This is a genomic window from Coprococcus sp. RTP21204st1_G4_RTP21204_210225, from assembly GCF_040915385.1.
GTDB classification, from domain to species: Bacteria; Bacillota; Clostridia; order Lachnospirales; family Lachnospiraceae; genus Allocoprococcus; species Allocoprococcus comes.
This window is the reverse complement of sequence record NZ_JBCPDP010000001.1, coordinates 106,575-132,137: the sequence shown is the minus strand read 5'-3', so window position 1 is coordinate 132,137 and position 25,563 is coordinate 106,575. Positions and strand designations below refer to the sequence as shown.

Genomic DNA, 25,563 nt, shown 5'->3' with positions numbered 1-25,563 from the left:
ATGCATAAGACAGAACAGGAAGGACTTAAATACCAAAAATTATATAATTGGGCACACACACTGATCACCAGTGGTGTGATTAAAAATATGGATAAATTTCCGTCAGAGACAAGCCTTCAGAAGAAGTTTGGATATTCCAGGCAGACGGTAAGGACTGCATTGCAGCAACTGGAGGAAGAAGGCCTGATTACCCGTGTGAGGGGAAGCGGAACCTATGTTTCTTATGACAGCAGTGGAGTAAATGGAGAAAGACCACAAATAGGTCTTCTTTTGAGCTATTATTCTGATTATCTGTTTCCGCGGGTATACGACGGGATTGAAGCTTCGCTGACAGAAAAAGGATATGGAATTGAGGTTGCGGTAACGAAGAACCGCCTGAATGATGAGGCGATTTATCTGGAAGGTCTGCTCAAAGGAAATGTCAGTGGTCTGATCATTGAAGGATCGAGATCGGCATTTCCAAATCCAAACATTCGTCTTTATAAAGAAATCAAAAGAAGAAATATTCCGACACTGTTTATTCACAATCATTATGAAAATATGCCATTTGACAGTGTAGAAATGTCGGATTCCAGATCAGCTTACGAGTTGACCAGGATTCTGATCGAGAACGGGCACCGAAGGATTGGCGGAATCTTCAAGTATGATGACAGGCAGGGGATTGAGCGGTACAAAGGATTTGTTCAGTGCCTGTCAGATTACGGCGTGAAATTTGATGATGACTGTATTCGTTGGTATTCGACGAAGGATATGGAGGAGAAACTGAGCAAAAAGGGACTGCTTAGGATGTACAGACGGACGAAGGATTGTACGGCGATGATGGTCTACAATGATGAGGTGGCGGATTATTACATGGAGTTCCTGGAAGAGAGAGGGCTGCATGTGCCGGAGGACATTTCGCTGGTATCTTTTGATGATGCAGAGCTTCAGGATTCGAGTACCAGTATTCAGCTGGTGACAGCGGTGCATCCAAAGTATCAGCTCGGACGTATCACAGCAAAACATCTTCTGCGGATGATGGAGGATCCGGAATGGCAGCAGAAAAATTATTCGTACCGGTTTCCTGTAAAGATTAGAGATGGAAATTCAGTGCGGAAAATATAGAAAGAGTGAAAAGCAGGTGACGAAATCCGGAAGGACTGTCATCTGCATTTTCAATATAAAATTTTATCCCATAATCGTGAAAAAAGTAAAAATTATTTCAGACAGTACTTGAGATTTGTCAAAAGAAAGGAAGAGAGATCATGATCTATAAACAGATCATTCGGATTGCGATCGGAGAAAAGGGAGAGCCATTATTAAAGGTGATTGATTCCTGTAACGAGGTGTGTCTGAAGGTAATCAGTACTGTTATGTATTTTACACCGATTGGTGTATTTTGTACCATTGTTCCGGTTGTAGAAGCAAATGGAACGAGTACGATCGTATCACTGGCAACACAGCTGGTCATTCTGTATGTTGCATTTTATGGATTTGCATTTATTGTGTACGGCGGTGCAGTAAAATTTCATGGAAAGACAAGTCCGTTCAAGTTTTTCCGTGCGATCATGCCGGCAGCACTGAATGCATTCGGAACCTGTTCAAGCTCGGCAACCATTCCGATCAGTAAGAGTTGTGTGGAGAATGAACTTGGTGTTTCCAACCAGATTTCCAGTATTGCAATCGCATCCTTTGCGGCACTTGCTACGATGGCAGGACTTCCGGCAGGTGTTATGGGCGTTTATATCAGTATCAATACGCTTTGCGATATGGGAGCAACCTGTGTAAATGTTATTGGTGATATGGCAGGCTGTGTGGTATTGCAGGAGAAGATTGATCTGGAGTAGGACGAAAGAAAATAGACGAAAACATAGGCAGCTGGTCTGAAAAGATCAGCTGCCTTTTTACATATTATTCATCTAATAATTTGAATTTCATATACACCGGATCATGATCCGAGTAGCTATATCCGGTATTTACATTTTCATATTCTGTGTATTCAATATTATCGGAAGTAATAAATCCGTCCAGCGTCACCGTGTAGGTCACACCAGGTACATATTCCATATCTGCATTCCGTGCACTGTCCCAGAGAGCATCCTTTTCACTGTCAGAAAGATTGTCCAGGCAGAATGAAAAGTGTTCCGGAAGCTCTTCGCGTGGGAATGGATAAGCCCAGGACTCACAATTTTCTGCATCTTTTTCGGATGCTTTAAGGTCATGGTTGAAATCACCACCGCAAAGTACATAATTACCGGCTTCGTATTCCTTTTCCATATCTGCACTCAGCATACGGATCTGTGCTTCGCGAATCGCATCACTGTTGCCGTAAGCAGACATGTGAAGCAGGAAGATAACCAGTTCCTTCCCGTTATCTACAGGGACTCTGGAAATGCTGTAACAGCGGTCAAGGTCAAAGAACTTGCTGAAGCTTGTCGATATCGGAAAGCTTCTTCTCAGAGAATCCGTAACCGGATATTTGGAGAAAAGAGCAAGTCCGGAACGGCTGCGACCATGCGGCTGTGTGAATGGATAAAAAAGGAATGCGGAATCGTAATTCTGTGCAAATACCGTATTGTAACTTGGAATCGTATCCTTTAAAATTGAATATTCATCTACATGGTAGCTTCGTGTAGAGTTCAGATCAACTTCCTGGATCAGTGCGAAATCCGGATCTTTGGAAGCAACCAGTTCTCCGGCACCCTGAATATCAGATTCGACACTCTCCTTACTTTTTGCCCAGGAAGATTTTCCGCCGTCCATAAAGAAGCTGAAGTCCGGCGTGTAGGCTCCGAAACCAACATTGTAGGTCAGAGCGGAATATTCTTTCTCGGTTGTCAGTGTGTCAGCTGCAGCTGTTCCATCGGAAGTTTTCTCAATCTTCAAAGCTTGATTATCCGGAATGCGGTGATAGCTTGCAAAGAGATAGATCAGATATGCAATCAGCGCAACCAGAATGATAAGCAGGAAGATTCCGAGAACTTTTAATATCTTTTTTATGTTCTTTTTCATAATATCCCCTTTTTGTTTGTTAAATTATAGATAAATCTATGTAAAATATAAGTTTACTATAGCATGTCTAAAAAATTATTTCTATAGAATTGAGAAAGGAAAACAGGTATAGTAAACTATAAAATAAAGCGAAAAATCTCATTGAAGTTCTTATTGCATCTCGTTATAATAGGAAATGGAGAAATGAAATCACAATAATATTGGGGAAATAATATGTGATTAGATCCGAGTATTTATTTAATGTTTGGGAGGTTTACCATGAACGAAAAGAATTACAGCAAAGTACCAGTATTTGAGAACGGACTTGCACAGCCGGTATTTCCACTTACAGATGGAAAGACAGGAGAAAAGTATGATCCGGCAACATCCAGTATCGTAAGATATTGTGTTTATGTGGAAACGGATTACGATGTGGACGGAGATGGAAAAAGAGATCTTGTGAAAGCTGTTGTCCAGGTACCAAGAAGTGCAGTAGAGGGGAATTATAAGGCTGCAACTTTATATGAGGCACGTCCATATGCGGCGGGAGTCCAGGAAGATGGATATCCGCATATGAAAGAAGTGGCAGAAAAAGAATATCATCCGGTTAATTTTGCAGATCTTGACAAAAAAGTGGATGCGCATGTTCCGCAGGGATGTATCAGTGCAATGGATCTTTCTTTAAAAGCAGATCCGGCAGACTGGTATTATCCGGATAAAGGAAATAATAACATTATGGTTTTTGAAAATATCGACACCTTTGATTATTATCTTGTACGTGGATTTGCAGTTGTTTTAAGTGCGGGATTTGGTTCAAAAGGATCTGACGGATTCAATTATGTTGGTTCAGACTATGAAAGAGACGCTTTCAAAGCAATTGTAGAATGGCTGCATGGAGACCGTATCGGATATGCAGACCGCGAAGGAACGGTTGAGACAAAGGCAGACTGGTCAAACGGAAAGGTTGCCATGACAGGAAGATCTTACGCCGGAACCATGCCGTTTGCAGTGGCAACAACAGGAGTAGAAGGACTGGAGACAATCGTACCGATCGCAGGAATCGCGGACTGGTACAGCCAGCAGAACATGCAGGGCGCACAGCGGTACTGGCCGAAAGAAATGCTGAACAGCTTCCTTGCCTATTTTTGTTCCAGCCGTTACAATGATGAGACATTAACCGAGAAGCAGCGGGAGGATATGGCAGCATTCCATCATGAGATGAGTCTTCAGCAGATCAAGGGTGGATTTGACTATAATCCGGAATTCTGGGGTATGGGAAATTATCGTCTTCATGCAGACCGGATCAAATGCAGTGCACTCATCGTACAGGGACTGAATGACGAGAACGTGTCTACCAAGCAGTATGAGATGATGTACAAATCTTTCCAGAAGGCAGGAAAGAATGTAAAAGCAATCCTTCATCAAGGTGCACATATCACACCAACGATGCCGAAGCGATATGGAATCCTTGTGGATGGTAAATTCTATGATGATATTATCAATGAATGGATTTCTCATTATTTATACGGAGTTGAAAATGGTGCAGAGAATAGACCGGCAATCCTGGTGCAGATGAACTATGACCAGAGAAAATGGGAGACAGCAGATTCCTGGGAGACAGCATATAAGATGAATCTTACATGCGAAGAACAGGGAACAACTGTAATCGATACAGACTGGGAAGCAGCGGGTGTCAGTGCAGAGAACTTCGATGATGTGATGGGTGTGAGATCAAGCAATATGGCACAGCGTTATGTGACGGATCCATTTAAAGAGGCAGTGACATTACAGGGAACAACCTGCGTAAGATTAAGAGCAGCGTTAAAAGATGGAGATGCAGAAGCAGATTTCAATCCGGTAAACAGTAATGATGCAGATACTCTGACGATGAAGCTTGGAATGCATGAAATGTCAGGACGTATGGATGATGTGAAGCTTACTCTTCTTCTTTGTGACGTGTGCGATGAAGAATTTGACAGCATTCAGTCTGTAGATCCGCAGAGAAATACAATTCCGGTCAATGTGGTAAAAGAAGGCGGAATTATCAGCGGAGGAGAGGTTCCGGCATGGAATGAAGCGGAGTTTGCTACTGTACATAAGAAATACCGTGTGATCACACGGGCATTTGCAGATCTGTGCAATCCGGAAGCAGGATATGAACCGGAGACAGCACAGAACAGTATCGAACTGAAAAAGGGTGAATACCATGATTACCATATTTATCTGAATGCGACAAGATATACGGTAGAGCCTGGACATAGCCTGGCACTGGTCATCACGACAGAAGATCCGATCAACTGTCTGATCCACAAGACCTATTCTGTGGAAATCGAGAATGCATCAGTGACAGCGGAAGTTCCGATGACTGAAGCGGTAGAAAATCGCGTGATGACGAGAAAATAAATTACATAAAAGGATAGTTATATAAGTATTTCATGAAGGATCACCAATTCCCGGAAACAGGTTTTGGTGGTCCTTTTTTCACAGTAATGCAGATGTAGCCTATGTTTCACAAAAATTTTTTCACATATATCGGGATAATTCTTTTTATTTTTTGTAAATATTGTAAAATAATTAGAAATGAAAATAACAGGAAACTGCGTAGTAGAAGTCTGGAGGACAAGACATGAATGCGGAAGAACGAATGACAAAAGGACAATTAGAAGAAGAAATCCAATATTTTCGGAAGATCTTTCAGGAGATCCGTCTTTTCCCAATTGGAAATATATCAGATATTGATGAAGAATGGAGAAAAATCAACGAGGGGCAGAACTGCTATCATTATTGAAAACGGGAAACACCCTGTGATAACTGTGTAGCGATGCGTGCAGCGACCACGAAAGAAGAAAAAGGAAAGCTGGAGATTGTAAATGGCAGGATTTATCAAGTGATCGCACGTTATATAGAAGTGGATGAGAAGCCATATGTGCTCGAGCTGATCCGTTGCCTGGATGGTGTCTAAAGAAGAATTTGAGACTATGAAAGAGCATACGCTGATTGATGCTTCTATGCTGGATAAGCTGGAGCATTATAAGGATGAGAAGATGATCAAGATCGCGTATCAGATCTGCAGATGGCATCATGAACGTTATGATGGTAAAGGGTATCCGGATGGTCTGATTGGAGAACAGATTCCAATTGCGGCACAGGTTGTATCTGTGGCAGATGTTTATGATGCACTGGTGAGTAAGCGTGTATATAAAGATGCGTATTCACATGAGCAGGCGATGAAGATGATCCTGAACGGAGAGTGCGGAGCGTTCAATCCGCTTTTAATGGAAGTTCTTGTGGAAATCCAGGATAAAATAAAAGAAGAAATACGTTACGAGGCATAAAAAAGAAGAAACGTCCGCCATGAAAAAGCAGTTGTATTTCCCTGACGAATTGTGTATAATAAATAAAATATTCATTTTATATACCAAAAATAAGAAAATGAAAGATGAAGAGGAAAATCTTTCAATCCTGGAGGGGAATAAGGGATGTTATCTACAATTGAGTCGGTCAATAATGTAGTCAATAATTTTATCTGGGGTGTGCCGGCAATGATCTGTATCATCGGAGTAGGACTTCTGCTCAGTGTCAGAACCGGATTTATCCAGATCAGAAAATTTCCATACGCTATGAAGGTGACGATTGGGCGCATGCTTCGGAAAAAAGATGCCACAGATGGTGCAATGACACCATTTCAGGCGGTCTGTACCGCGCTTGCGGCGACGGTTGGAACCGGGAATATTGCAGGAGTTGCAGGAGCGATCGCAATCGGCGGACCGGGAGCAGTCTTCTGGATGTGGATCTCCGCACTTCTTGGAATGTGTACTAAATTTTCAGAAGTAACACTTGCCGTACATTTCCGTGAAAAGAATGCAGAAGGGGATCTGGTCGGTGGGCCAATGTATTATATTAAGAATGGTCTGAATAAAAACTGGCACTGGCTTGCATATTTGTTTGCTGCATTCGGTGTGCTGACAGTATTTGGAACTGGAAATGCGACACAGGTCAATACGATTACGACAGCAATTGATTCCGCATTATTCAATTACGGGGTGATTGGAGTGGATGCAGCAAAGACGGTCAATCTTGTGATCGGAATTGTGCTTGCGGTGTTGATTGCACTGATCCTTCTCGGTGGAATCAAGAGAATCGGACAGGTAACGGAAAAGCTTGTACCGTTCATGGCGGTTATCTATGTTCTGTTAGCTGCCGGAGTGGTTCTGTTGAATTTAAAAAATATACCACATGTATTTGTTTCAATTTTTGAAGGTGCATTTACACCGACATCTGTTACCGGAGGGGCAGTCGGAAGCTTCTTTATCAGTATGAAAAAAGGTGTGTCCAGAGGAATTTTCTCTAATGAGGCAGGTCTTGGTACCGGATCGATTGCACATGCATGTGCAGATACAAAAAAACCGGTGAAACAGGGATTCTTCGAAATCTTTGAGGTATTTATAGATACGATCGTAATCTGTACACTGACCGCACTGGTAATCCTGTGCAGCGGAGTTCCGATTGGTTACGGGGAGGCAGCAGGTGCGGAGCTTACGATTCTTGGATTTACTTCTACATATGGGAGCTGGGTATCGATCTTTACCGCGGTTGCAATGTGCTGCTTTGCATTTTCAACGATTATCGGATGGGGACTTTATGGAACCAGATGTATTGAATTTTTATTTGGAACGAAGATCAACAAACCGTTTATGGTGCTGTATTCACTGGTTGCGATCGTCGGAGCAACGATGGATCTTGGACTGATGTGGAATATTGCAGAGACATTTAACGGACTGATGGCAATCCCGAACTTAATTGCAGTATTCCTGTTATCAGGAGTTGTGGTAAAACTTGTAAAAGAATATTTTGCAGGGGAAGGGAAAGGCGTATAGAAAAATGAAAAACCTGGCAGAAAGTGAATTTTGCTTTCTGCCAGGTTTTTTTAATTTCCAAAATTAACACCATACACTTGAAAGTGGGCTTTAATTCGGTGTTTGGCTTCCCATAAAATCTGAACAACTTCTTTTTCTTTTTCCCCAGAAATACGGAAAGTTGGCATGGATACACTTAAAGCTGCGATTGGCGTATTATTGTAATTCAGTGGTAAATGGTGATCCGCAAAAAGCAGCACAGATGGATCGGTACATAGAATGGAAGAGCAGAAGAATATGTATTTGGATATTCCGTATTTAATGATCTTTCTTCAAGAGATCTGCAGACCAGACATGGATAGTGGCTGATTGCAGAATTGTCCAAAGGAATTACTCTGGAGGCTGGTGACATTATTGCAACCGGTACACCAGTTGTTACAGTTTTTGATGAAAATGAAAAACCGGATTATGAAGGGAATAAAAAGGTAATTGATTTCCTGATTGAAGGAGGCGTTGATGGAATTCTTGTGTTGGGATCGTCCGGTGAATTTACAGGACTTACGAAACAGGAGAAACATGATTTCTTCAAATTCTATGCAGATTATACTGCAGGGCGCACAAAGCTTTATGCTGGAACCGGAAGCCTTAATTTTGAAGATACGGTGGCGTTGTCAAATGAAGTAAATGAAATGGGCTATGAAGGAGCAATGGTTATCGGACCATGTTATTATGCATTGGATCAGGAAAAGATTTTTGTATATTATGATACGCTTGCAAAGTCAATAAAAGGAAATCTTTATATCTATAATTTCCCGGCAAGAAGTGGACATTCCATCGCTCCGGAAACCTTGAAAAAACTGGTAGAAAATAATACTAATATTAAAGGTTTAAAGGACTCCGTGTCAGAACCAAATCATACAAATGAACTGATGCCACTCTATGACATGGATTCAAATTTCTCGCTCTTGTTCAAAAAACTAATGCAACATAGAGGAGTAGAAGTTTCGGATCGCGCAATTTTCCCATACAATCAGATGGATGAAGAAGTGTATAAAAAAGCAGAAAGCTTGATGGATAAGGTGATTGAGGAGTATCAGAACCTGAAATAAGAAGAAACAAACAAAGCAGACATTCTGAAATGGAGAATCATCCGTTCCGGTATCAGCCGGGGACTGGGAGAGATTCTCCATTTTTATTTAATCATGATTTATTCATTTATTTCAAAACGCCATTGCTGCCTGATCCCCGGATATTTTTGGTGATCGACTTCGCTCATAAACATATCGTATGGTCTTGCACAGATTTTGAATGGTGCATACATTGCCTGGTAGACAACCAGCTTTTCGCCTGTTTCGGTATGTTCAGCAAAAGCCAGTACCTTGTAGAGGTATTTGGTGCTCTCTTCTGATACCCATTCTCTTTTGAAATGGCGCACGATATCGCCAACATGGATTTCATGGAGGGGTTCTGCGTTATTTTTTTCGGTATTGGCAGAAAGCGTAGAAGCAGGCTGTGCTTCTGGGATAACCGTACTGGTTTGTGTTGAGGCAGACGATTCCGGGTGGGAAATTACAGACGAAGAATCTATTTTATTTTCCGGATCTGCATCCAGATAAATATACTCATCTTTATCAAGAGAAACCGGTGCGCCGGTCTTGCCGATGATATGAACACCACCATACCAGGTGCCCTCGATTTTAAAAGTATCTCCGATCTGATATTCGGAAGAATATTCATCGTTCTTTTTTATGATTTTGATTTTATTCATAGATAATACACTCCTGTTTGTATTTGAAAACTAATCTAATTATATGTGCATTTTCCAATTTTTCCAACCTAAAAATGGGAAAAATCGTGTATACTGGAAAGTACTAGTTGCTGGTCACAGATACTGTGAACAGTAACTAGTACTACGGAAAGGGGAAAGATAAAATGGTAAAACCAATTATGAGAGATCTCTTTTTTCTGCGCCAGAAGGCAGAGAAAGCAACGAAAGGAGATTTTCCAGTTGCAATTGATTTACTGGATACATTAAAAGCGCACGAAGATGGCTGTGTGGGAATGGCAGCAAATATGATCGGGGTAAATAAAGCGATCATTGCAGTCAATATGGGATTTATGAATGTTGCGATGTTCAATCCGAAGATTGTAAAGAAAAACGGAAAGTATGAGACAGAAGAAGGATGCCTGTCTCTGGATGGTGTAAGAAAATGTGTGCGCTATCAGGAAATAGAAGTAGAATATGAAGATATCAATTTTAAACGGCAGAGACAGAAATACAGCGGATGGACGGCGCAGATTATCCAGCATGAGTGCGATCATCTGAATGGGATTATTATTTGATGGTATCCCAAAATCAAAGATCCGGCATTATGGTTTCGCGTTTTGTGGAAAGAAAGTCTTGATTGGAACAGATAAATCGGAATAATGTTGCTATTACAACAGAAATGAAAATCCAGAAACCGTATACTTATCCATACAAAAAAAGAAGGTATGAGGAATGAAAATATGAGTAATACAGCGACGATTTCGCAGGGACAGGAGATTTTAGCACTCCAGATGAACTGACCGGTGCGCTGATCGGTCTTGCCAGATCCTGTGGTAACAATCCAAAGACAGAAAACACAGATGAGATTATCATCGAAGGTCTTGTGCATACGATTACGAACAGTAACACCGGGGCAGCAGCTTTAAAAGCGATGATCGAAAAAGTAAGAGAAGAAAAAAATACCGTCGCACCGGATTGCGCAGTCTGCGCAGCACCGTGTGGCAATACCTCCGAATATGATGTGAGCAATATCTGGAAACACGAAACAGATGTGCGCGGCGTGGAGACTGCAATCCTTTTCGGAATCCGGGAGATGGCAGCTATCATTTACCCGGCGGTCATTATGGGGAAAACAGATGCGGAAGTGAACGAATTTTTCTATAAGGCACTCTGCATGATCAGTTATGGAATGAGTAAAGAGGATCTGTTACCGGTTGTGCAGGAACTGGGTGAGATGAACCAGAAGTGCAGAGAGCTTCTGGGACAGGTGTAGCAAGAGAAAAGTCTGAAAAATGAGATTTCTTGACAGAGAACAGGGGATTTGGTATTGTTTAAAAGATGGAAAAATCTGACAGACGAGAAATAAACCGATAGAAAAGAAATGAAATAATAGGAAGCGGGTTGCGTCTGGCAATCCGCTTCTTTTAAAATTGGAAGTTGGACAGTGGCGTAGCGAGTGTAACGTAGCTATGCTTTTAGATTTTAACGAAAAGGAAAAGAGGGCAAAAATGGAACTGAGTATACTTCTGATGGAACAGATTGCAAAATTGTTTATTATGATCTTTATGGGATATGCGGTAGTCAAAATGGGATTGTTGAAAGATGAAGACAGTAAAGTACTGTCAACATTGGTGCTCTATTTGATTGTACCATGTGTGATTCTGAATGCATTTCAGGTAGACTATACGCCGGAAAAAGTAAGTGGACTGGAGCTGGCTTGCATTGCATCGTTATTGCTTCTTTTTATATTACTTCCAATCGTCAACCTGATTGGAAAGGTTCTTCATCTGAATGAAGTGGAAACGATATCCATTTACTATTCCAATTCTGGAAATCTGATCGTACCACTTGTTGCATTTATGCTTGGAGATAAATGGGTATTTTATGCGTGTGTATTTATGGGACTTCAGACTATCTTTTTCTGGACACACTGTAAAAAAGTACTTAGTCATGAAAAAGGATTTAATCTGAAGAAAATATTCTTTAATATCAATATCATTACGATTATCATTGCGATTACTTTGTTTTTTGCAAAAATACGTCTGCCGGAAATCATTACAGGAACGCTTAGTTCAGTCGGAGCAATGATTGGACCGGCAAGTATGTTTGTAATTGGGATGCTGATCGGTGGAATGGATTTAAAGAAAGTATTGACGAATAAGAAAGCATATTTTATTTCGTTTATGCGACTGATAGTGATTCCGCTTATTGCGTTGCTTATCCTGAAGGTAAGTGGTCTTGTGGGATGGAATAAAGAAGGAGAAGAAATCCTTTTGATTGTATTTATGGCGGTAATTTCGCCGGTTGCTTCAACTGTTACACAGATGTGTCAGGTATATGACAATGATTCCAGATATGCCAGTACGATCAGTGTGCTGACTACACTTGGAGCGATTGTGACGATGCCTTTGATGGTATTGGTGTTCCAGATGGTGATGTAAATAGAGAAATGGAAAAGAATGTTCTTGGAAACAGGGGCGTTCTTTTTTAATTTCCACTTGACATTCCCTCACTTTCAGCATAACATTTTGTAGAATGTTTATTGTTATGAAAAGTGGACTTACAGAAAAGGGGAAAATCACAGATGAAAAATTGGAATCAGGTTAAGTTGGTGCCGGAATTTAATGAACAGGGTGTAGCCTGTTATAAACTGGCCGGTGGGAACTATGTAAATGAATATTATGTTGTATCGGAAGCAGAGACAAGAAAGCTTCTGAATACACCGGAGATCGTCGGATATGAGGTATATGACTGCCTGATTCCTTCTACATCTCAGATGCTTTACTATTTTAAGGAACAGAAGAAAGTGACAACTGCAAATATTCTTTCTATCTTGAGAGGAGCGTTGAACTATCCGTTGGAGGAAAGCTGCTACAGAGAGCACATCCGTGTACACGATATCAGTTTCTTATCCAGTGAACGTGTATTTGCGGATGAAGAGATTGCAGGGCTTGAAATCAAATATAGTAAGCTTACCATGGTTCCGGACAGCACACTGATGATCGGAGATATCATTGCAAGTGGGGAGACTCTGATCCACTGCCTGCGCTATGTGACAGATTTTTACAGGAAGAACGGAGCAAAGCTTCGTAATATTATCATTTTCACAATTGGTGGGACAAAGGGAATTGAGATTCTTGAGAATCTTACCAGAGAGATCCGTGAGTTCTGGCCGGAATTTGAAGGGTTCATTACCGTGTATTATGAAGGAATTTTCAGTACTTATCAGGATAAAGGTGTGTCAGGAATCAACCTTCCGGATGTGGACTTCTACTGGAAGGGCGGAATCATCGCGCCGGAGTTCAGAAGAGAGACACTTTCCATGTGCAGTCCGCTTTTTGAAAAATGTATCATCTACGATGGCGGGGCAAGACGCTATGAGATTCATGAGCATGTAGAGGAAGTTCTGGAATTCTGGGAAGGAATCAAAGAGAGAGCAGATAAGATCGATTTTAAAGAACTGCTTGATGAAAAGATTGGATACCCGACACCGATCAGTTATGAGGACTGGATCGAGAAGAACCACTATGAGAAGATCCGTCCGGCAGACACCAAGTGGCTGTACCGTCAGGAACAGGGATATATCGAGAGTATGAAAAATATTACATTAAAAGAACTGGCAGATCAGAGAATTACCGAATTTACCGATTCTTTGAAGAAATATATGCTATAAAAAGAATGAACTTGTTGATCACAGAGAATGGAATGAGGTAAAAAATGAGCAAAAACACGAAAAATACAACTGTTGATATTGACTATGCGGACCAGGCAGTCCCGAAAGAGGGCAGAAAAGGTTTCCTGACCATGTTTATGATCATGCTGGGATTTACATTTTTCTCGGCAAGTATGTGGGTTGGGCAGCAGATGGCAGCAGGACTTGATTTCTGGGGATTTATCAAGTCCCTTCTCCTTGGAGGAGCGATCCTTGGTATGTATACAGGACTTCTGGGATATGTAGGTGCAAAGACCGGACTTAGCATGGATCTTCTGGCAAAAAGAGCGTTTGGAGAAAAAGGATCTTATCTTTCTTCTGCAATGATCAGCTTCACTCAGATCGGATGGTTCGGTGTGGGTGTTGCGATGTTTGCAATCCCGGTATCAGGAGAACTTCTCGGTGGAAGTAAGGCTGCGATGTGGGCTCTGGTATTGGTTGCAGGAGGCTGTATGACCGCTTCTGCATATTTCGGAATTGATTCCCTTACGGTGGTAAGCTATATTGCAGTTCCGCTCGTTGCGATTCTTGGAACGGTAGCAATGGTGATGGCAGTTCGTCAGGGAAATGGAACAATCGTTGACCAGTTTGCAGTATCCAGTGGATCTGTGACCGTGATCGGTGGAGCGGGTATGGTAGTCGGTTCCTTCGTATCAGGCGGAACGGCAACTCCGAACTTTGCAAGATTTGCAAAGGATGCCAAATCAGGTACAATTGCAACGGTTGTAGCATTCTTTATCGGGAATTCACTGATGTTCTTTTTTGGGGCGATTGCCTATATTTTCGTTGGCGGAAATGATATCTTTGAGGTTATGATCCGTCTGAATCTGTTCTATATGGCGATTCTGGTTCTGGGACTCAATATCTGGACCACCAACGACAATGCGCTGTATTCAGCAGGTCTTGGACTGGCAAATATTTTCCGGCAGAAGAAGAAACCGATGGTTCTGATTTCAGGAATTATCGGAACACTTCTTTCCGTATGGCTGTATTACAATTTCTGTAACTGGCTGAACGTACTGAACTGTACCCTTCCGCCGGTAGGGATTATCCTGGTGCTCTCGTATTTCATAAATAAGAAGGAGTACGACAGTGATAAAGTAGAAATCAAAACTGTAAACTGGTTTGCTGTGATCGGTGTAATCGCAGGCGCAGTGGTAGCAAATCTTGTGTCATGGGGAATTGCTTCGATCAATGGTATGGCAGTTGCAGCGGTCTGCTATGTGGCTGGACAGGTGCTTTGCAAAAATCGTGAAGAAGCGGCAGAAAATGCATAAATGAATAGCGTAAATGAACGGGCAGATTCGGGGAACAGAGTCTGCCCGTTGTTATATTATGGAGCAGGATTACGCATAAGGTTATCAGTCTAAACAATATTATTAAAAAACTGACCATAAGTCAATAAACAAATTGACTTATGGTCAGTTTTGTTGTATATTGGTTTTGTAAAATAAATGACCGGCAGTCATTAAGAGAGAAAGAATAAAAAGAAAAGAGGAATAAAGTATGGTAAAGGTTGGCAAAAAGATTGTTAAATTCAGAGTACCGATACTGATACTCAGTATTATCCTTTTGATTCCGGCTGTGTGGGGGTATGTGAACACCAGGATCAACTATGATGTACTGACTTATCTTCCGGAAGACATTGAGACAATGCAGGGACAAGAGATCATGACGAATGATTTTGGGATCGGGGCATTTTCGATGCTGATGGTAGACGGCATGGAAGATAAAGAGATTGTGAAGCTGAAAGAAAAGGTAGAGAAGGTAGACGGAGTAGAGAATGTACTCTGGTATGATTCACTGGCTGATATTTCGGTTCCACAGAGCGTGCTTCCGTCAAAGCTGTATGATGAGTACAACACAGAAGACGGAACAATGATGGCGGTATTTTTCAAAGACGGAACTTCATCCGATGAAACCATGAAGGCAATTACCGAGATCCGTAAGATTACCGGAGAGCAGTGCTTCTTAAGTGGAATGTCTGCGATTGTAGAGGACACCAAAGAGCTTGCCGAAAAGGAAACACCACTTTATGTACTGATTGCAGTCGCACTTTCTGCACTGGTTCTGGCAATTACGATGGAATCGATTTTTGTTCCGGTATTGTTCCTTTTGAGTATCGGAATTGCAATCGTATATAATCTTGGAACGAATGTATTTTTTGGAGAGATTTCTTATATCACGAAGGCACTGGCAGCGGTACTTCAGCTCGGTGTCACTATGGACTATTCTATTTTCCTGATGCACAGTTATCAGGAGCAGCAGGTGCGCTATAACGGAGATAAAGAGCGGGCGATGGCACACGCGATTTCCCAGACCTTTTCATCCGTAATCGGAAGTTCAGTTACGACAGTTGCCGGATTTATCGCACTCTGCTTTATGAGCTTTACGCTTGGAAAAGATATCGGTATCGTTATGGCAAAAGGTGTTATCTTCGGAGTTCTGGTCTGTGTAACCGTTCTTCCGTCCATGATCCTGTGCTGTGACAAGCTGATCGAGAAGACAAAACACAAACCGCTGCTTCCGGATATTGGAAGAATTTCGGATAAGGTGACAAAGCGTTACGTGATTTATGTAGTCGCATTTGTGATCCTTCTGTTTCCGGCGATTTACGGAAACAATCACACAGGTGTTTACTACAATCTGGACGAATCGCTGCCAAAGGATCTTCCGAGTGTCATTGCGAACACGAAATTAAAAGAAGATTACAATATGAACACCACACATATGATCCTGGTGGACAGCTCGGTTGCAGGTTCTGATGTCAAGAAGATGTCACAGGAGATTGAAAAAGTAGATGGTGTTAAATGGGTACTTGGACTGGATAACCTGGTCGGCTCAGGTGTTCCGGCAGATATGCTCCCGGAATCTGTCACCGGTATGCTGAAAAATGATAAGTACCAGCTGCTGATGGTAAATTCTACTTACAAAGTAGCAACGGATAAAGTAAACAAACAGATTGAGCAGATTGATAAGATCATGGATAAATATGATAAGGGTGCAATGCTGGTAGGAGAAGGACCATTGACAAAAGATTTGATCAACATTACAGACACGGACTTTAAGCGTGTAAGTGCAGTGTCTATTGGAATCGTATTTGTGATTATTCTGCTTCTGTTCAAATCAGTTACTATTCCGGTGATCCTGGTCGGTGTGATCGAATTTGCGATCTTTGTGAATATGGGTATTCCGTTTTACACTGGAACAAAGCTGCCGTTTGTGGCATCAATCGTAATCGGTACGATCCAGCTTGGCGCGACTGTGGATTATGCGATCCTGATGACCACCAGATATCAGAGAGAGAGAAGCCACGGCGCAGGCAAATTTGACGCGATCACAACAGCGCATAAGTTTTCTGCGCAGTCGATCATCGTTAGTGCGCTCAGCTTCTTTGCTGCAACGATCGGTGTCGGACTTTATTCCAATATCGATATGATCAGTTCACTGTGTATCCTGATGGCGAGAGGTGCACTGATCAGTATGGTGGTTGTTGTGCTGATCCTTCCGTCCTTATTCATGGTATTTGACAAGATTATTGTAAAAACGAGCAAAGGTTTCCGACCGTCAGGCTTGAAATCATAACCACATCATAGTATAATTTTCTTGGATTATTATATGATACAAGGAACGGAGAAAAAGATTCGTGCGTATCAAAAGGGCTGATACAATCTTGCTATCATAAAAGGAATAAGGAGGAATCCACTATGATTAATTGGAACAATTTGGATACACTTACATCATTTAAAGAACTTTCGGAAGTAGAACGTGTCAATCTTGCAGAAGTGATGTCCGGTGAGAACGGAGCAGAACGTGTTAAGGATTACAGCGTTCCGATGACAGAGGATCTTACTTACAATTACGCTGCAAAAGCAGTAGATGATAAAGTACTTGCAGCACTTGCAAAGCTTGCAAAAGAAGCGCAGCTGACAGAAAAGTACGCAGCACTCTACAATGGAGAAGTGATCAACACAGGAGAAAAGAGACTGGTTCTTCATCAGCTCACCCGTGGACAGCTTGGAGATAAAGTAGAAGCTGACGGAGTAGACAAGCGAGAATTCTATGTTAAGCAGCAGCAGAGGATCGCAGATTTTGCCAATAAAGTACATGCCGGCGAGATCACAAATGCAGCAGGTGAGAAATTCACAACAGTCGTACAGATCGGTATCGGTGGAAGTGACCTTGGTCCTCGCGCAATGTATCTTGCACTTGAGAACTGGGCTAAGAAGAACGGCACATTCAAGATGGAAGCCAAATTCATCAGCAATGTTGACCCGGATGATGCAGCAGCAGTACTGAATTCAATTGATGTAGCACATTCTATTTTTGTTCTGGTATCAAAGTCAGGAACAACTCTTGAGACTCTTACCAATGAGTCATTTGTAAAAGATGCCCTGAAGAATGCAGGTCTGGATGCTTCCAAGCATATGATCGCTGTTACAAGCGAGACATCACCACTTGCAAAGAGCGATGATTATCTTGCAGCATTCTTCATGGATGATTATATCGGAGGACGTTACTCATCTACTTCAGCAGTCGGCGGTGCCGTACTTTCGCTGGCATTTGGACCGGAAGTATTTGCACAGTTCCTTGCAGGAGCAGCAAAGGTAGATGAAGTTTCCAAGAATGAAGATTTATTGAAGAACCCGGCAATGCTGGATGCGATGATCGGTGTATACGAGCGTAATGTACTCGGATATCCGGCAACAGCCGTTCTCCCATATTCACAGGCACTGAGCCGTTTCCCGGCACATTTGCAGCAGCTGGATATGGAATCCAATGGTAAATCAGTTAACCGCTTTGGCGAGCCGGTAGATTACCCGACAGGTCCGGTGATCTTCGGAGAACCAGGAACAAACGGACAGCATTCCTTCTATCAGCTTCTCCACCAGGGAACCAACATCATACCGCTCCAGTTCATCGGCTTCAAGAACAGCCAGATCGGAACAGATGTTGTGATTCAGGACAGCACAAGCCAGCAGAAGCTCTGCGCAAACGTAGCTGCACAGATCGTAGCATTTGCATGCGGTAAATCAGACGAGAACCGCAACAAGAATTTTGAAGGTGGACGTCCGTCAAGTATTATCATCGGTAAAGAACTGACACCAGAGACACTCGGTGCACTTCTTGCACATTTTGAGAATAAGGTTATGTTCCAGGGATTTGTATGGAATGTGAACAGCTTCGACCAGGAAGGTGTTCAGCTTGGGAAAGTACTTGCCAAACGTGTACTTGCCCATGAGACAGACGGAGCACTGAAAGTATACAGTGATCTTTTAGATATCTAATCAGAATTAATGAAAGAGACCAGAGTCGGTGCGGATTTTAAGTATCCGTACCGGCTTTTTGAGTTATCTTTATAAGGGAAAGAGTGTGAATATGAAATTAGAAAATTACGAGGTGCATCTCCCGAATTATTCCATCGGAGATGCAATTTACGATAAAATCGGACCGGTCTGCGAATCTTATGGAAAAACGGTACTTGTGATCGGTGGAAAAAGGGCACTTGATGCGGCTTTTGATAAGATCAAAGCGGCGGTCGACCAGACGAATCTGGAGATTATTGGAAAAGAACTTTATGGGAAAGACTGTACCTATCAGACGGTAGAAAAGCTTCGCCGGATGTCGGTTTATCAGAAAGCAGATATGGTATTTGGAGTAGGAGGGGGCAAAGCACTGGATACGGTAAAATGTCTGTGTATCACAGATGATAAGCCGGTGTTCAGCTTCCCGACAATCGCATCCAACTGTTCGGCATGTACATCGGTGTCGATCATGTATAACGAGGATGGTACATTTCTGAAACCGAATTTCTTCGTGCGTCCGGTCATGCATGCATTTATCGATACAGAAATCATAGCAAAAGCACCGAGTCAGTATATGTGGGCAGGAATTGGTGATACCTATGCAAAATACTATGAAGCAACAATCTCATCAAGGGATGAAAGACTGGAACATTTTGCCTCACTTGGTGTAGCAGTCAGTCTGATGTGCAGGAATCCGCTTCTGGAATATGGGCCGAAGGCATTTGCAGACCATAAAAAGGGACTGTGTACATACGATGTAGAGCAGGTGGTTCTGGCGATCGTTGTGACAACCGGAATTGCATCCATTTTCCTTACAAAAGATTTTACACCGGATTATAACAGTGGACTTGCACATGCAATTTTTTATGCTCTGACGAAGTATCCGGTGATCGAGCAGCGGCATCTGCACGGGGAAGTAGTTGGATTTGGTGTGCTTCTGGCACTTCTTGTAGATGGACAGGAAGAAGAATTTGAGAAAATATATAAGCTGAATCGCGAGATAGGTCTTCCGGTGTCCTTGAAAGAAATTGAGATTACAGAGGATGAATGGAAAGAAAGTATGGGACATATTCCGAAAATGTCGGATGTAGCACATTACCCATATAAGGTAACCCAGGAAATGCTGGAAGATGCAATGCAGAAACTGAAAGAAAGAGTCAGAAAGGATCAGAGCCATGAAGAATAAGAAATCCGCAGCTTCCTCTATGATTCTTGGGGTAGCGTTTGTCTGGTTTACAACACATTTCGGAGGTGGATTTGCCTCGGGTGCGCAGATCTACAGTTATTATGTGCGTTATGGAATCTGGTGTCTTCTGATGCCGGTTTTGGCCATGGGATATAATGCTGTATTTTTCGCGTACTGCCTCCGGTTTGCGAGAAAGCATGAGGTATATGATTACCGGTCTTATAACAATGCGTTTTACGGGAAGTTTGCGCCGGTATTTTCCAATTTGTTTGAAGTACTGTATATTTGTGTGATGTGCGTGGCTCCCGCAGTTGCATTTGCGACAGGCGGAGCGACCTTAAGTACCCTGACCGGACTTCCGTATCTGCTGTGTACGTTGATTATCGGCATATTTATCTTCGTTGTGGCAGTATTTGGAACAGACCTGGTGCGTAAGGTGGCTTCTGTCCTGTCTGTCTGCATTATCGCAGGTCTTCTGATCGTGTATATTCCGAATATCATCGCAGGTGCAGGGCAGATTGCAGATACAGCTTCACGGATGACTGCAAATGGCGGATCCTTTGGGAAAGCACTCTATTCAGCATTTATTTACGGAACATTCCAGCTGGCAAATGTGGCTGTTTTTGTGCAGCATGCCAAGAGCTTTGAAAAGCCGGATGATGCGGTGCAAAGTATGGGAATCGGATGGATCATCAATGCACTTATGATGATCATGGTTGTGCTTGGGATTATGACTGTTTGTACCAAGCCGGAGATGAGCGAGGCGAGCGTCCCGACACTTTTTATGGTGCAGTGCGGTGTTGGAAAAGGATTTATGATGCCGCTGATTTCTGTTTTGATCATTCTTGGAGCGGTATCTACGGCAGTTAATATGGTGGCTGCAATGGTGAAAAGAATCTGCAGTGGTCTTAATAAAGTGAAGAAAGAGACGGAAACGGGTAAAAAAAGTAAAATTGGTACAAAGGAAATTGTGGCAGCATTTATCTGCTGTGTTGTAGATTTTGGAATCGCACAGTTCGGGCTTCTGACACTGATCCAGAAGGCGTATAGTGTGCTGGCGTATCTGGCGATTCCGGTAATCCTTATTCCATATCTGATCCACATGGCAGTGACCAGATTTGATACGAAGTAATGAGAGAATAAAGGGAAAAGAGGACAAAAGATGCCAATCGGTGTTATAGTAAATGTAAGTATGGTGATGCCGGTTAGTTATCTTTGGAGTACTTATATTTTACCATTAGTGAGGTGATGGAATGGCAAAGATTACAGTGTGGTCAAAGCAGCATGAAAATGTCTGGAAAGTTCTTCAGGAGACCGGACGATATACGGTAAAGCGAGAGTATATCATAAAGGATCTCAAAGAACATTCGGAGCTGGTTCTGGATACTTATGAATGGCTGGTCAAGAACGGACCGGACTACGGGAATAAACCGGCGGATGTGGAATTTCCGGTATGGGTATCCTTCAGGCAGGATGCAACGATGCTTCCGGAAAAAGGAAGAGTGATCTTGGAACTGGAGATCGAAGAATCCCTGATTACCAGAGTGAATTTCACAAAATGGGGAATGATCCTCAACTATTCCTATATTCCGGCAGACAAGGCGGATGAAAAGCGGCACAAAGAGCTTCTGGAAGCCTATGGAGTCAGCGACACGCAGGCGTATATGTCGCAGTTCTATCCGGAGATCAAACGGGAGATCCGGGAGAGCTGGAAGAGGCTTTTTGATGATGACATCCAGATCGGAAGTGATGGATGTTATGGAAACATCTGGGAGGTGCGAAGAGAATGGGTGAAAAATGTAATACAATAACCTTATATGCATCACAGGCAGACCCGGTAATCGAAGCAATTGAGCGGAATGGCGTGTGCTATTCCAAAGAGGCGTATGTGCGGAAAAAATATCAGGAGAGTGCAAAGATTTTCACAACAGCCTATTCCTGGTTTGTGCGTGAGATGGAGAAATATGTGAAGAAACCGGATGGTGCGGAGTATCCGTACTGGGCATTCCGTGAAGCCTATAATGTGGATCAGTCGATGGGCGGCAACTTCCTGACACTGGAAGTACCATTGGATGAAGTTCTGCTTTTTGATATGTATGACTGGAATAAGATTCTCTGTCTCAAATATATTGGGGAAGATGAAAAAGATGAGAAGCAGTTCCAGGAGCAGCTGGAGATGTATGGGATCAAAGAGATGGATGCGGTGTTGAGTAATTTTTATCCGTTACAGAAGCAGCAGATCCTGAAAAGCTGGCAACGTCTGACACGGTATCATGAAGAATTGGTACATGGAAATACAGAGCTTGTAAGGGATGTACAAGCAGGACTTTGGAGAATAAAAAAGGAGTGGATCAGATAGATGAAAGTATTGGTATACAGAAAATGCAGCACCTGTCAGAAGGCGCTGAAATGGCTGGAGGCGCATGAGATTGCATTTGAGGAACGGGCAATCGTAGAGGAAAATCCAACCTATGAAGAGCTGAAGGAATGGCATGCGATGAGTGGGTTCCCGCTGAAAAAGTTTTTTAATACAAGTGGAATGCTTTATAAGCAGATGCAGCTGAAAGACAAGCTTCCGACGATGACGGAAGATGAGCAGATAAAGCTGCTTGCGACAGATGGTATGTTGGTGAAAAGACCGTTTGTAGTTGGGGACGGATTTGTACTGACCGGGTTTAAAGAAAAAGAATGGGAAGAAAAATTGTTGAAGTAGTGGGGAAGATGAGTGCTGTAAAAGGTGCTCATCTTTTTATTATGCCTGTAAAGAATGTGTAAAAAGAATTGAAAGAAGACGGAACACTTACGAAACTGAGTAAGAAATGGTTTGGACAGGATACGGCTCCGAAAGAGGACCGATTTGAAAAAACGATAAACTAAAAAGAAAAATAACGGGTAACTCAATGAAAAAGGGAACCCGTTATTTTTTATTCAGATTTTTTTGATTTTATCAGACCAAGGAGCAGGACGGCCGGAAAAATAATGGCTGCGAAAATTCCGGTTTTCAGACTGCCGCCGGCGTAGGAAGATACCAGACCTGCAAGCGTCGGACCACCGGAACATCCCAGATCTCCGGCAAGTGCAAGGAGGGCAAACATTGTTGTGCCGCCACGTGGAATAGAGACGGATGCGGTGCTGAAAAGTCCCGGCCACATAATTCCAACGGAGAATCCGCAAAGCGCACATCCCAAAAGGTTCAGCGCAGGAAATGAAAGGATGGAAATACATAAATAGGAAAGGATGCAAAGAATGCAGCTTCCTCTCATGAACAGATCCAGCCGGATCCTGTCTCCGTATTTTCCGTAAAGCAGCCGGGAAGCCCCCATACAGGCTGCAAAGGTAAGAGGACCGGCAAGATCGCCGAGTGTTTTGGAAATGTGCAGGCTTGTCTCGGCAAAAGTGGATGCCCATTGGCTGACTGCCTGTTCGCTGGCACCAGCACAGGTCATCATAAGCATTAACATCCAGAAGATTTTAGATGTGCACAATTCTCTGAGAGAAAGTCCTTGTTCACCTTCTTTGTGAAGGGAGTAGATTGGTGCACTTCTGAAGAGGAAAGTGTTAAATATTGGGATGACAGCCCACATAAGTGCGAGGATTTTCCAGTGCGATATTCCGAAAAACCAGAAAAATGCGGTTGATAACAGAACAACGCCCACATGCCCCCAACAGTAAAAGGAATGCAGGAGACTCATTGCTTTTTCTTTGTTATCAGTAGGGCAGGCTTCGATGATCGGGCTTACCAGTACTTCGAGAAGTCCACCGCCGATCGCATAAATGATAACTGCGATTACAAGTCCGGTATAAGGGGAGGAAAAAACTTCCGGAAGAACGGTGAGTAATATCAGTCCTGCCGCAGAAAGGATATGCGCAATTAAAATCGAAATGCGGTATCCGATCCTGTCGATGAAGAATGCGGATAGAAGATCGACAAACAGCTGAATGATAAAGTTGAGTGTGATCAAAAAGGTAATTCGTTCTAGTGAAATATGGTAATTATTTTGGAAAGTGACAAAAAGAAGGGGAACAAAATTATTTACGATAGCCTGAACGATGTAACCAATAAAACAAGCGTAGATGGTCTGCATACAATTTGTGTTTTTTTTCATTTCTTAAAAGCTCCTTTCAAAATAGCACTATATCATATTGGAGGGGTGGATGTCTTGACGAATATCGCAGAAACATAGTACAATATCTCCAAAACACAAAAGGTATAATGAGATTGAATGGGCATGGTTAGAAGAAATTCTCCGAATTTAGTTGACTTTTTGATACATCATGATATCATTACTTCGTATGGCTGAAGTGTTCGGGAGGGTGGAACAACTGGCTTTGTAAGAAGAACAAAAGAGAGAGGTTTTGGGAAAAGGAAAATGAATGTGAAATACGATTACGAGAGAATTGTGCAGGGGATCCTGGACATTGGGGAAGCTATGATTAGATGTGGAGCGGAGAACTTCCGTCTGCAGGACAGTCTGTACCGTATTTGCAGAAGTTATGGATTTGTAAAGTATGATATTTTTGTTATACCAAGCAATATCCAGATTACGGCAGAGACACCGGAAGGGCAGATTATTACACAGATCCGACTGGTAGAAATAGGGGAATGTGACTTTGACAAGCTGGATTATCTGAATAATCTGTGCCGTAAAATCTGTAAAGAAAAGCCGGATGCAAAAGAAATGAGAAGACAGTTTGAAGAGGTGATGGGAAGACCGGAACAGAAGTGGTACACCCATTATGCGGCCGGTATTTTAGGTGGTACCGGATTTGCGGTATTCTTTGGATGTGATATAAGGGATGCGATCATTGCGGTGATCGTATCAATTGTGATCGTTGCAGCAGGGAACTGGCTGGCCGAACGTGAGAAGAACCTGCTGGCATATAACCTGATCTTATCGTTTATTGCAGAGATGATCATTCTGTTATCTGTTAAATTTGGATTTGCGGATCATGAGGAGCGGATCATGATCGGAATTGTCATGCTCCTGATCAGTGGACTGAGTACGACGAACGGAATCCGTGATCTGCTTCAGAAAGACTTTATTTCCGGATCGATCAATATCATGAATTCCATGCTTGGTGCTTCCGGAATCGCATTTGGTACGGCGATACCGATGATTCTTTTTGGCGGTGTAGAGGCGGAAGGATATATCCTTACCCCGAATCTGATCGTACAGCTGATTTCCTGTACCGCAGCCTGCGTGGGATTTGCACTGTGGTTTAAGATCCGGGGCATGCAGGTGGTTTACTGTGGAATCGGAGCATTTTTTACATGGCTGATTTATGCACTTGTTTATGAGGCGCGTCCAAGTAACTTCCTTGCAACTACAATTGCGGCGACATTCGTTGCATTCTATGCATTTATTATGTCGCGGATAAATAAAGCACCATCAACAATTTTCCTGACAGCGTCTGTATTCCCTCTGATTCCTGGACCGAATCTGTACTATGTAATGTACGCATGCGTAAGCGGGAATATGCATATGCTCCTGGAACAGACGATCACACTTTTTGCAACCTGCGTTGCAATTGCATTTGGATTTAACTTTGTAGATATTGCATCAAGAACTATCATGCGTGGTATGAAGGTAGAATATCACATTGGAAAAAGTGACAGATAAATAAAAAGTTTCAGCCGCGGATTTCATTCTGCGGCTGAAATTTTAGCCTGTGTGCCGGGAATATGCCTGGATGAGAGCAGATTCCGGATGCACCTGGACAGTCCGAAGGCTTTCGTAAAAAATTATTTAATTTCTTGACTTTAT

General features: G+C 42.6%; 23 protein-coding genes and 2 pseudogenes. 22 read left to right on the top strand and 3 right to left on the bottom strand.

The features are described 5' to 3' along the window. Complete coding sequence (locus AB5213_RS00680) at positions 1 to 1,104, top strand: GntR family transcriptional regulator (protein WP_022220032.1); 1,104 nt, start codon at positions 1 to 3, stop codon at positions 1,102 to 1,104. A gap of 140 nt (positions 1,105 to 1,244) precedes the next feature. After that, a complete protein-coding gene (locus AB5213_RS00675) occupies positions 1,245 to 1,826 on the top strand; it encodes a cation:dicarboxylase symporter family transporter (protein ID WP_022220031.1) in 582 nt (193 codons plus the stop codon). Between the two features lie 64 nt (positions 1,827 to 1,890). On the opposite strand, the gene AB5213_RS00670 is transcribed toward AB5213_RS00675, so the two are convergent. Then, positions 1,891 to 2,991: an endonuclease/exonuclease/phosphatase family protein gene (locus AB5213_RS00670; RefSeq protein ID WP_368276206.1), complete on the bottom strand. Its 1,101-nt coding sequence runs from the start codon at positions 2,989 to 2,991 to the stop codon at positions 1,891 to 1,893. 258 nt (positions 2,992 to 3,249) lie between these two features. Here AB5213_RS00670 and AB5213_RS00665 point away from each other — a divergent pair, with 258 nt between their 5' ends. The 7 genes and pseudogenes from AB5213_RS00665 (at position 3,250) to AB5213_RS00635 (ending at position 8,935) form a co-directional block, all read left to right on the top strand. After that, entirely contained in the window at positions 3,250 to 5,373 is a 2,124-nt protein-coding gene (locus AB5213_RS00665; protein ID WP_022220029.1) for a CocE/NonD family hydrolase, read from the top strand. A 223-nt stretch (positions 5,374 to 5,596) separates the two neighbouring features. Beyond that, a complete protein-coding gene (locus AB5213_RS00660) occupies positions 5,597 to 5,758 on the top strand; it encodes a hypothetical protein (protein ID WP_156333039.1) in 162 nt (53 codons plus the stop codon). Between the two features lie 33 nt (positions 5,759 to 5,791). Continuing rightward, positions 5,792 to 5,932 carry a hypothetical protein gene (locus AB5213_RS00655; RefSeq protein WP_156339386.1) on the top strand — a complete coding sequence of 47 codons (141 nt, stop codon included), beginning with the start codon at positions 5,792 to 5,794 and terminating at the stop codon, positions 5,930 to 5,932. After that, positions 5,925 to 6,305: pseudogene (locus AB5213_RS00650) on the top strand (HD-GYP domain-containing protein); the annotation flags it as partial. The gene AB5213_RS00655 and the pseudogene AB5213_RS00650, both read left to right, overlap by 8 nt. Before the next feature lie 144 nt (positions 6,306 to 6,449). Then, the gene (locus AB5213_RS00645; protein WP_368276205.1) at positions 6,450 to 7,847 is read left to right on the top strand and encodes an alanine/glycine:cation symporter family protein; all 1,398 of its coding nucleotides are present in this window, start codon (positions 6,450 to 6,452) and stop codon (positions 7,845 to 7,847) included. A 272-nt stretch (positions 7,848 to 8,119) separates the two neighbouring features. Further along, a pseudogene (locus AB5213_RS00640) lies at positions 8,120 to 8,188 on the top strand (hypothetical protein); the annotation flags it as partial. A 3-nt stretch (positions 8,189 to 8,191) separates the two neighbouring features. Beyond that, the gene (locus AB5213_RS00635) at positions 8,192 to 8,935 is read left to right on the top strand and encodes a dihydrodipicolinate synthase family protein (RefSeq protein WP_368276255.1); all 744 of its coding nucleotides are present in this window, start codon (positions 8,192 to 8,194) and stop codon (positions 8,933 to 8,935) included. Between the two features lie 98 nt (positions 8,936 to 9,033). Here AB5213_RS00635 and AB5213_RS00630 read toward each other — a convergent pair whose 3' ends face one another. Beyond that, entirely contained in the window at positions 9,034 to 9,594 is a 561-nt protein-coding gene (locus AB5213_RS00630) for a DUF1653 domain-containing protein (protein WP_211133812.1), read from the bottom strand. Positions 9,595 to 9,758: 164 nt separating this feature from the next. Between AB5213_RS00630 and AB5213_RS00625 the strand changes: the two genes are divergently transcribed. From AB5213_RS00625 to AB5213_RS00570, 12 genes are all read left to right on the top strand, one after another. Further along, positions 9,759 to 10,169: a peptide deformylase gene (locus AB5213_RS00625; protein ID WP_368276204.1), complete on the top strand. Its 411-nt coding sequence runs from the start codon at positions 9,759 to 9,761 to the stop codon at positions 10,167 to 10,169. Positions 10,170 to 10,477: 308 nt separating this feature from the next. Beyond that, positions 10,478 to 10,867, top strand: a complete 390-nt coding sequence (locus AB5213_RS00620) for a hypothetical protein (protein WP_368276203.1) — start codon at positions 10,478 to 10,480, stop codon at positions 10,865 to 10,867. 235 nt (positions 10,868 to 11,102) lie between these two features. Next, positions 11,103 to 12,035 carry an AEC family transporter gene (locus tag AB5213_RS00615; protein ID WP_368276202.1) on the top strand — a complete coding sequence of 311 codons (933 nt, stop codon included), beginning with the start codon at positions 11,103 to 11,105 and terminating at the stop codon, positions 12,033 to 12,035. A gap of 143 nt (positions 12,036 to 12,178) precedes the next feature. Then, complete coding sequence (locus tag AB5213_RS00610; protein ID WP_270223482.1) at positions 12,179 to 13,267, top strand: hypothetical protein; 1,089 nt, start codon at positions 12,179 to 12,181, stop codon at positions 13,265 to 13,267. Positions 13,268 to 13,311: 44 nt separating this feature from the next. Continuing rightward, a complete protein-coding gene (gene codB / locus AB5213_RS00605) occupies positions 13,312 to 14,583 on the top strand; it encodes a cytosine permease (protein ID WP_195601569.1) in 1,272 nt (423 codons plus the stop codon). Between the two features lie 229 nt (positions 14,584 to 14,812). Beyond that, positions 14,813 to 16,891 carry an RND family transporter gene (locus AB5213_RS00600; RefSeq protein ID WP_368276201.1) on the top strand — a complete coding sequence of 693 codons (2,079 nt, stop codon included), beginning with the start codon at positions 14,813 to 14,815 and terminating at the stop codon, positions 16,889 to 16,891. Positions 16,892 to 17,013: 122 nt separating this feature from the next. Beyond that, complete coding sequence (locus tag AB5213_RS00595) at positions 17,014 to 18,594, top strand: glucose-6-phosphate isomerase (protein WP_008373449.1); 1,581 nt, start codon at positions 17,014 to 17,016, stop codon at positions 18,592 to 18,594. Between the two features lie 91 nt (positions 18,595 to 18,685). Then, on the top strand, positions 18,686 to 19,798 hold the full coding sequence (locus AB5213_RS00590; RefSeq protein WP_368276200.1) for an iron-containing alcohol dehydrogenase family protein: 1,113 nt from the start codon (positions 18,686 to 18,688) through the stop codon (positions 19,796 to 19,798). Continuing rightward, a complete protein-coding gene (locus AB5213_RS00585; RefSeq protein ID WP_349096500.1) occupies positions 19,788 to 20,930 on the top strand; it encodes a hypothetical protein in 1,143 nt (380 codons plus the stop codon). The genes AB5213_RS00590 and AB5213_RS00585 overlap by 11 nt, the downstream gene beginning before the upstream one ends. Before the next feature lie 121 nt (positions 20,931 to 21,051). Continuing rightward, the gene (locus AB5213_RS00580; protein WP_008373458.1) at positions 21,052 to 21,609 is read left to right on the top strand and encodes a DUF3841 domain-containing protein; all 558 of its coding nucleotides are present in this window, start codon (positions 21,052 to 21,054) and stop codon (positions 21,607 to 21,609) included. Continuing rightward, the gene (locus AB5213_RS00575) at positions 21,585 to 22,157 is read left to right on the top strand and encodes a DUF3841 domain-containing protein (protein WP_055260928.1); all 573 of its coding nucleotides are present in this window, start codon (positions 21,585 to 21,587) and stop codon (positions 22,155 to 22,157) included. Before AB5213_RS00580 ends, AB5213_RS00575 begins: the two co-directional genes overlap by 25 nt. After that, entirely contained in the window at positions 22,158 to 22,511 is a 354-nt protein-coding gene (locus AB5213_RS00570) for an arsenate reductase family protein (RefSeq protein WP_055155430.1), read from the top strand. It begins immediately after the preceding gene. A gap of 211 nt (positions 22,512 to 22,722) precedes the next feature. On the opposite strand, the gene AB5213_RS00565 is transcribed toward AB5213_RS00570, so the two are convergent. After that, a complete protein-coding gene (locus AB5213_RS00565; RefSeq protein ID WP_368276199.1) occupies positions 22,723 to 23,904 on the bottom strand; it encodes a sugar MFS transporter in 1,182 nt (393 codons plus the stop codon). A 264-nt stretch (positions 23,905 to 24,168) separates the two neighbouring features. Between AB5213_RS00565 and AB5213_RS00560 the strand changes: the two genes are divergently transcribed. Beyond that, positions 24,169 to 25,419, top strand: a complete 1,251-nt coding sequence (locus AB5213_RS00560; RefSeq protein ID WP_055155428.1) for a threonine/serine exporter ThrE family protein — start codon at positions 24,169 to 24,171, stop codon at positions 25,417 to 25,419. Positions 25,420 to 25,563 lie beyond the last annotated feature (144 nt).

Bases quoted from the DNA above. Each gene is read 5' to 3' on its own strand.
- AB5213_RS00575 (WP_055260928.1), top strand. From the start codon at position 21,585: ATGGGTGAAAAATGTAATACAATAACCTTATATGCATCACAGGCAGAC.
- AB5213_RS00615 (WP_368276202.1), top strand. From the start codon at position 11,103: ATGGAACTGAGTATACTTCTGATGGAACAGATTGCAAAATTGTTTATT.
- AB5213_RS00590 (WP_368276200.1), top strand. From the start codon at position 18,686: ATGAAATTAGAAAATTACGAGGTGCATCTCCCGAATTATTCCATCGGA.
- AB5213_RS00665 (WP_022220029.1), top strand. From the start codon at position 3,250: ATGAACGAAAAGAATTACAGCAAAGTACCAGTATTTGAGAACGGACTT.
- AB5213_RS00645 (WP_368276205.1), top strand. From the start codon at position 6,450: ATGTTATCTACAATTGAGTCGGTCAATAATGTAGTCAATAATTTTATC.
- AB5213_RS00625 (WP_368276204.1), top strand. From the start codon at position 9,759: ATGGTAAAACCAATTATGAGAGATCTCTTTTTTCTGCGCCAGAAGGCA.
- AB5213_RS00675 (WP_022220031.1), top strand. From the start codon at position 1,245: ATGATCTATAAACAGATCATTCGGATTGCGATCGGAGAAAAGGGAGAG.
- AB5213_RS00610 (WP_270223482.1), top strand. From the start codon at position 12,179: ATGAAAAATTGGAATCAGGTTAAGTTGGTGCCGGAATTTAATGAACAG.
- AB5213_RS00600 (WP_368276201.1), top strand. From the start codon at position 14,813: ATGGTAAAGGTTGGCAAAAAGATTGTTAAATTCAGAGTACCGATACTG.
- AB5213_RS00630 (WP_211133812.1), bottom strand. From the start codon at position 9,594: ATGAATAAAATCAAAATCATAAAAAAGAACGATGAATATTCTTCCGAA.
- AB5213_RS00580 (WP_008373458.1), top strand. From the start codon at position 21,052: ATGGCAAAGATTACAGTGTGGTCAAAGCAGCATGAAAATGTCTGGAAA.
- AB5213_RS00680 (WP_022220032.1), top strand. From the start codon at position 1: ATGCATAAGACAGAACAGGAAGGACTTAAATACCAAAAATTATATAAT.
- AB5213_RS00595 (WP_008373449.1), top strand. From the start codon at position 17,014: ATGATTAATTGGAACAATTTGGATACACTTACATCATTTAAAGAACTT.
- AB5213_RS00655 (WP_156339386.1), top strand. From the start codon at position 5,792: ATGCGTGCAGCGACCACGAAAGAAGAAAAAGGAAAGCTGGAGATTGTA.
- AB5213_RS00660 (WP_156333039.1), top strand. From the start codon at position 5,597: ATGAATGCGGAAGAACGAATGACAAAAGGACAATTAGAAGAAGAAATC.
- AB5213_RS00670 (WP_368276206.1), bottom strand. From the start codon at position 2,991: ATGAAAAAGAACATAAAAAAGATATTAAAAGTTCTCGGAATCTTCCTG.
- codB (WP_195601569.1), top strand. From the start codon at position 13,312: ATGAGCAAAAACACGAAAAATACAACTGTTGATATTGACTATGCGGAC.
- AB5213_RS00565 (WP_368276199.1), bottom strand. From the start codon at position 23,904: ATGAAAAAAAACACAAATTGTATGCAGACCATCTACGCTTGTTTTATT.
- AB5213_RS00585 (WP_349096500.1), top strand. From the start codon at position 19,788: ATGAAGAATAAGAAATCCGCAGCTTCCTCTATGATTCTTGGGGTAGCG.
- AB5213_RS00560 (WP_055155428.1), top strand. From the start codon at position 24,169: ATGAATGTGAAATACGATTACGAGAGAATTGTGCAGGGGATCCTGGAC.
- AB5213_RS00570 (WP_055155430.1), top strand. From the start codon at position 22,158: ATGAAAGTATTGGTATACAGAAAATGCAGCACCTGTCAGAAGGCGCTG.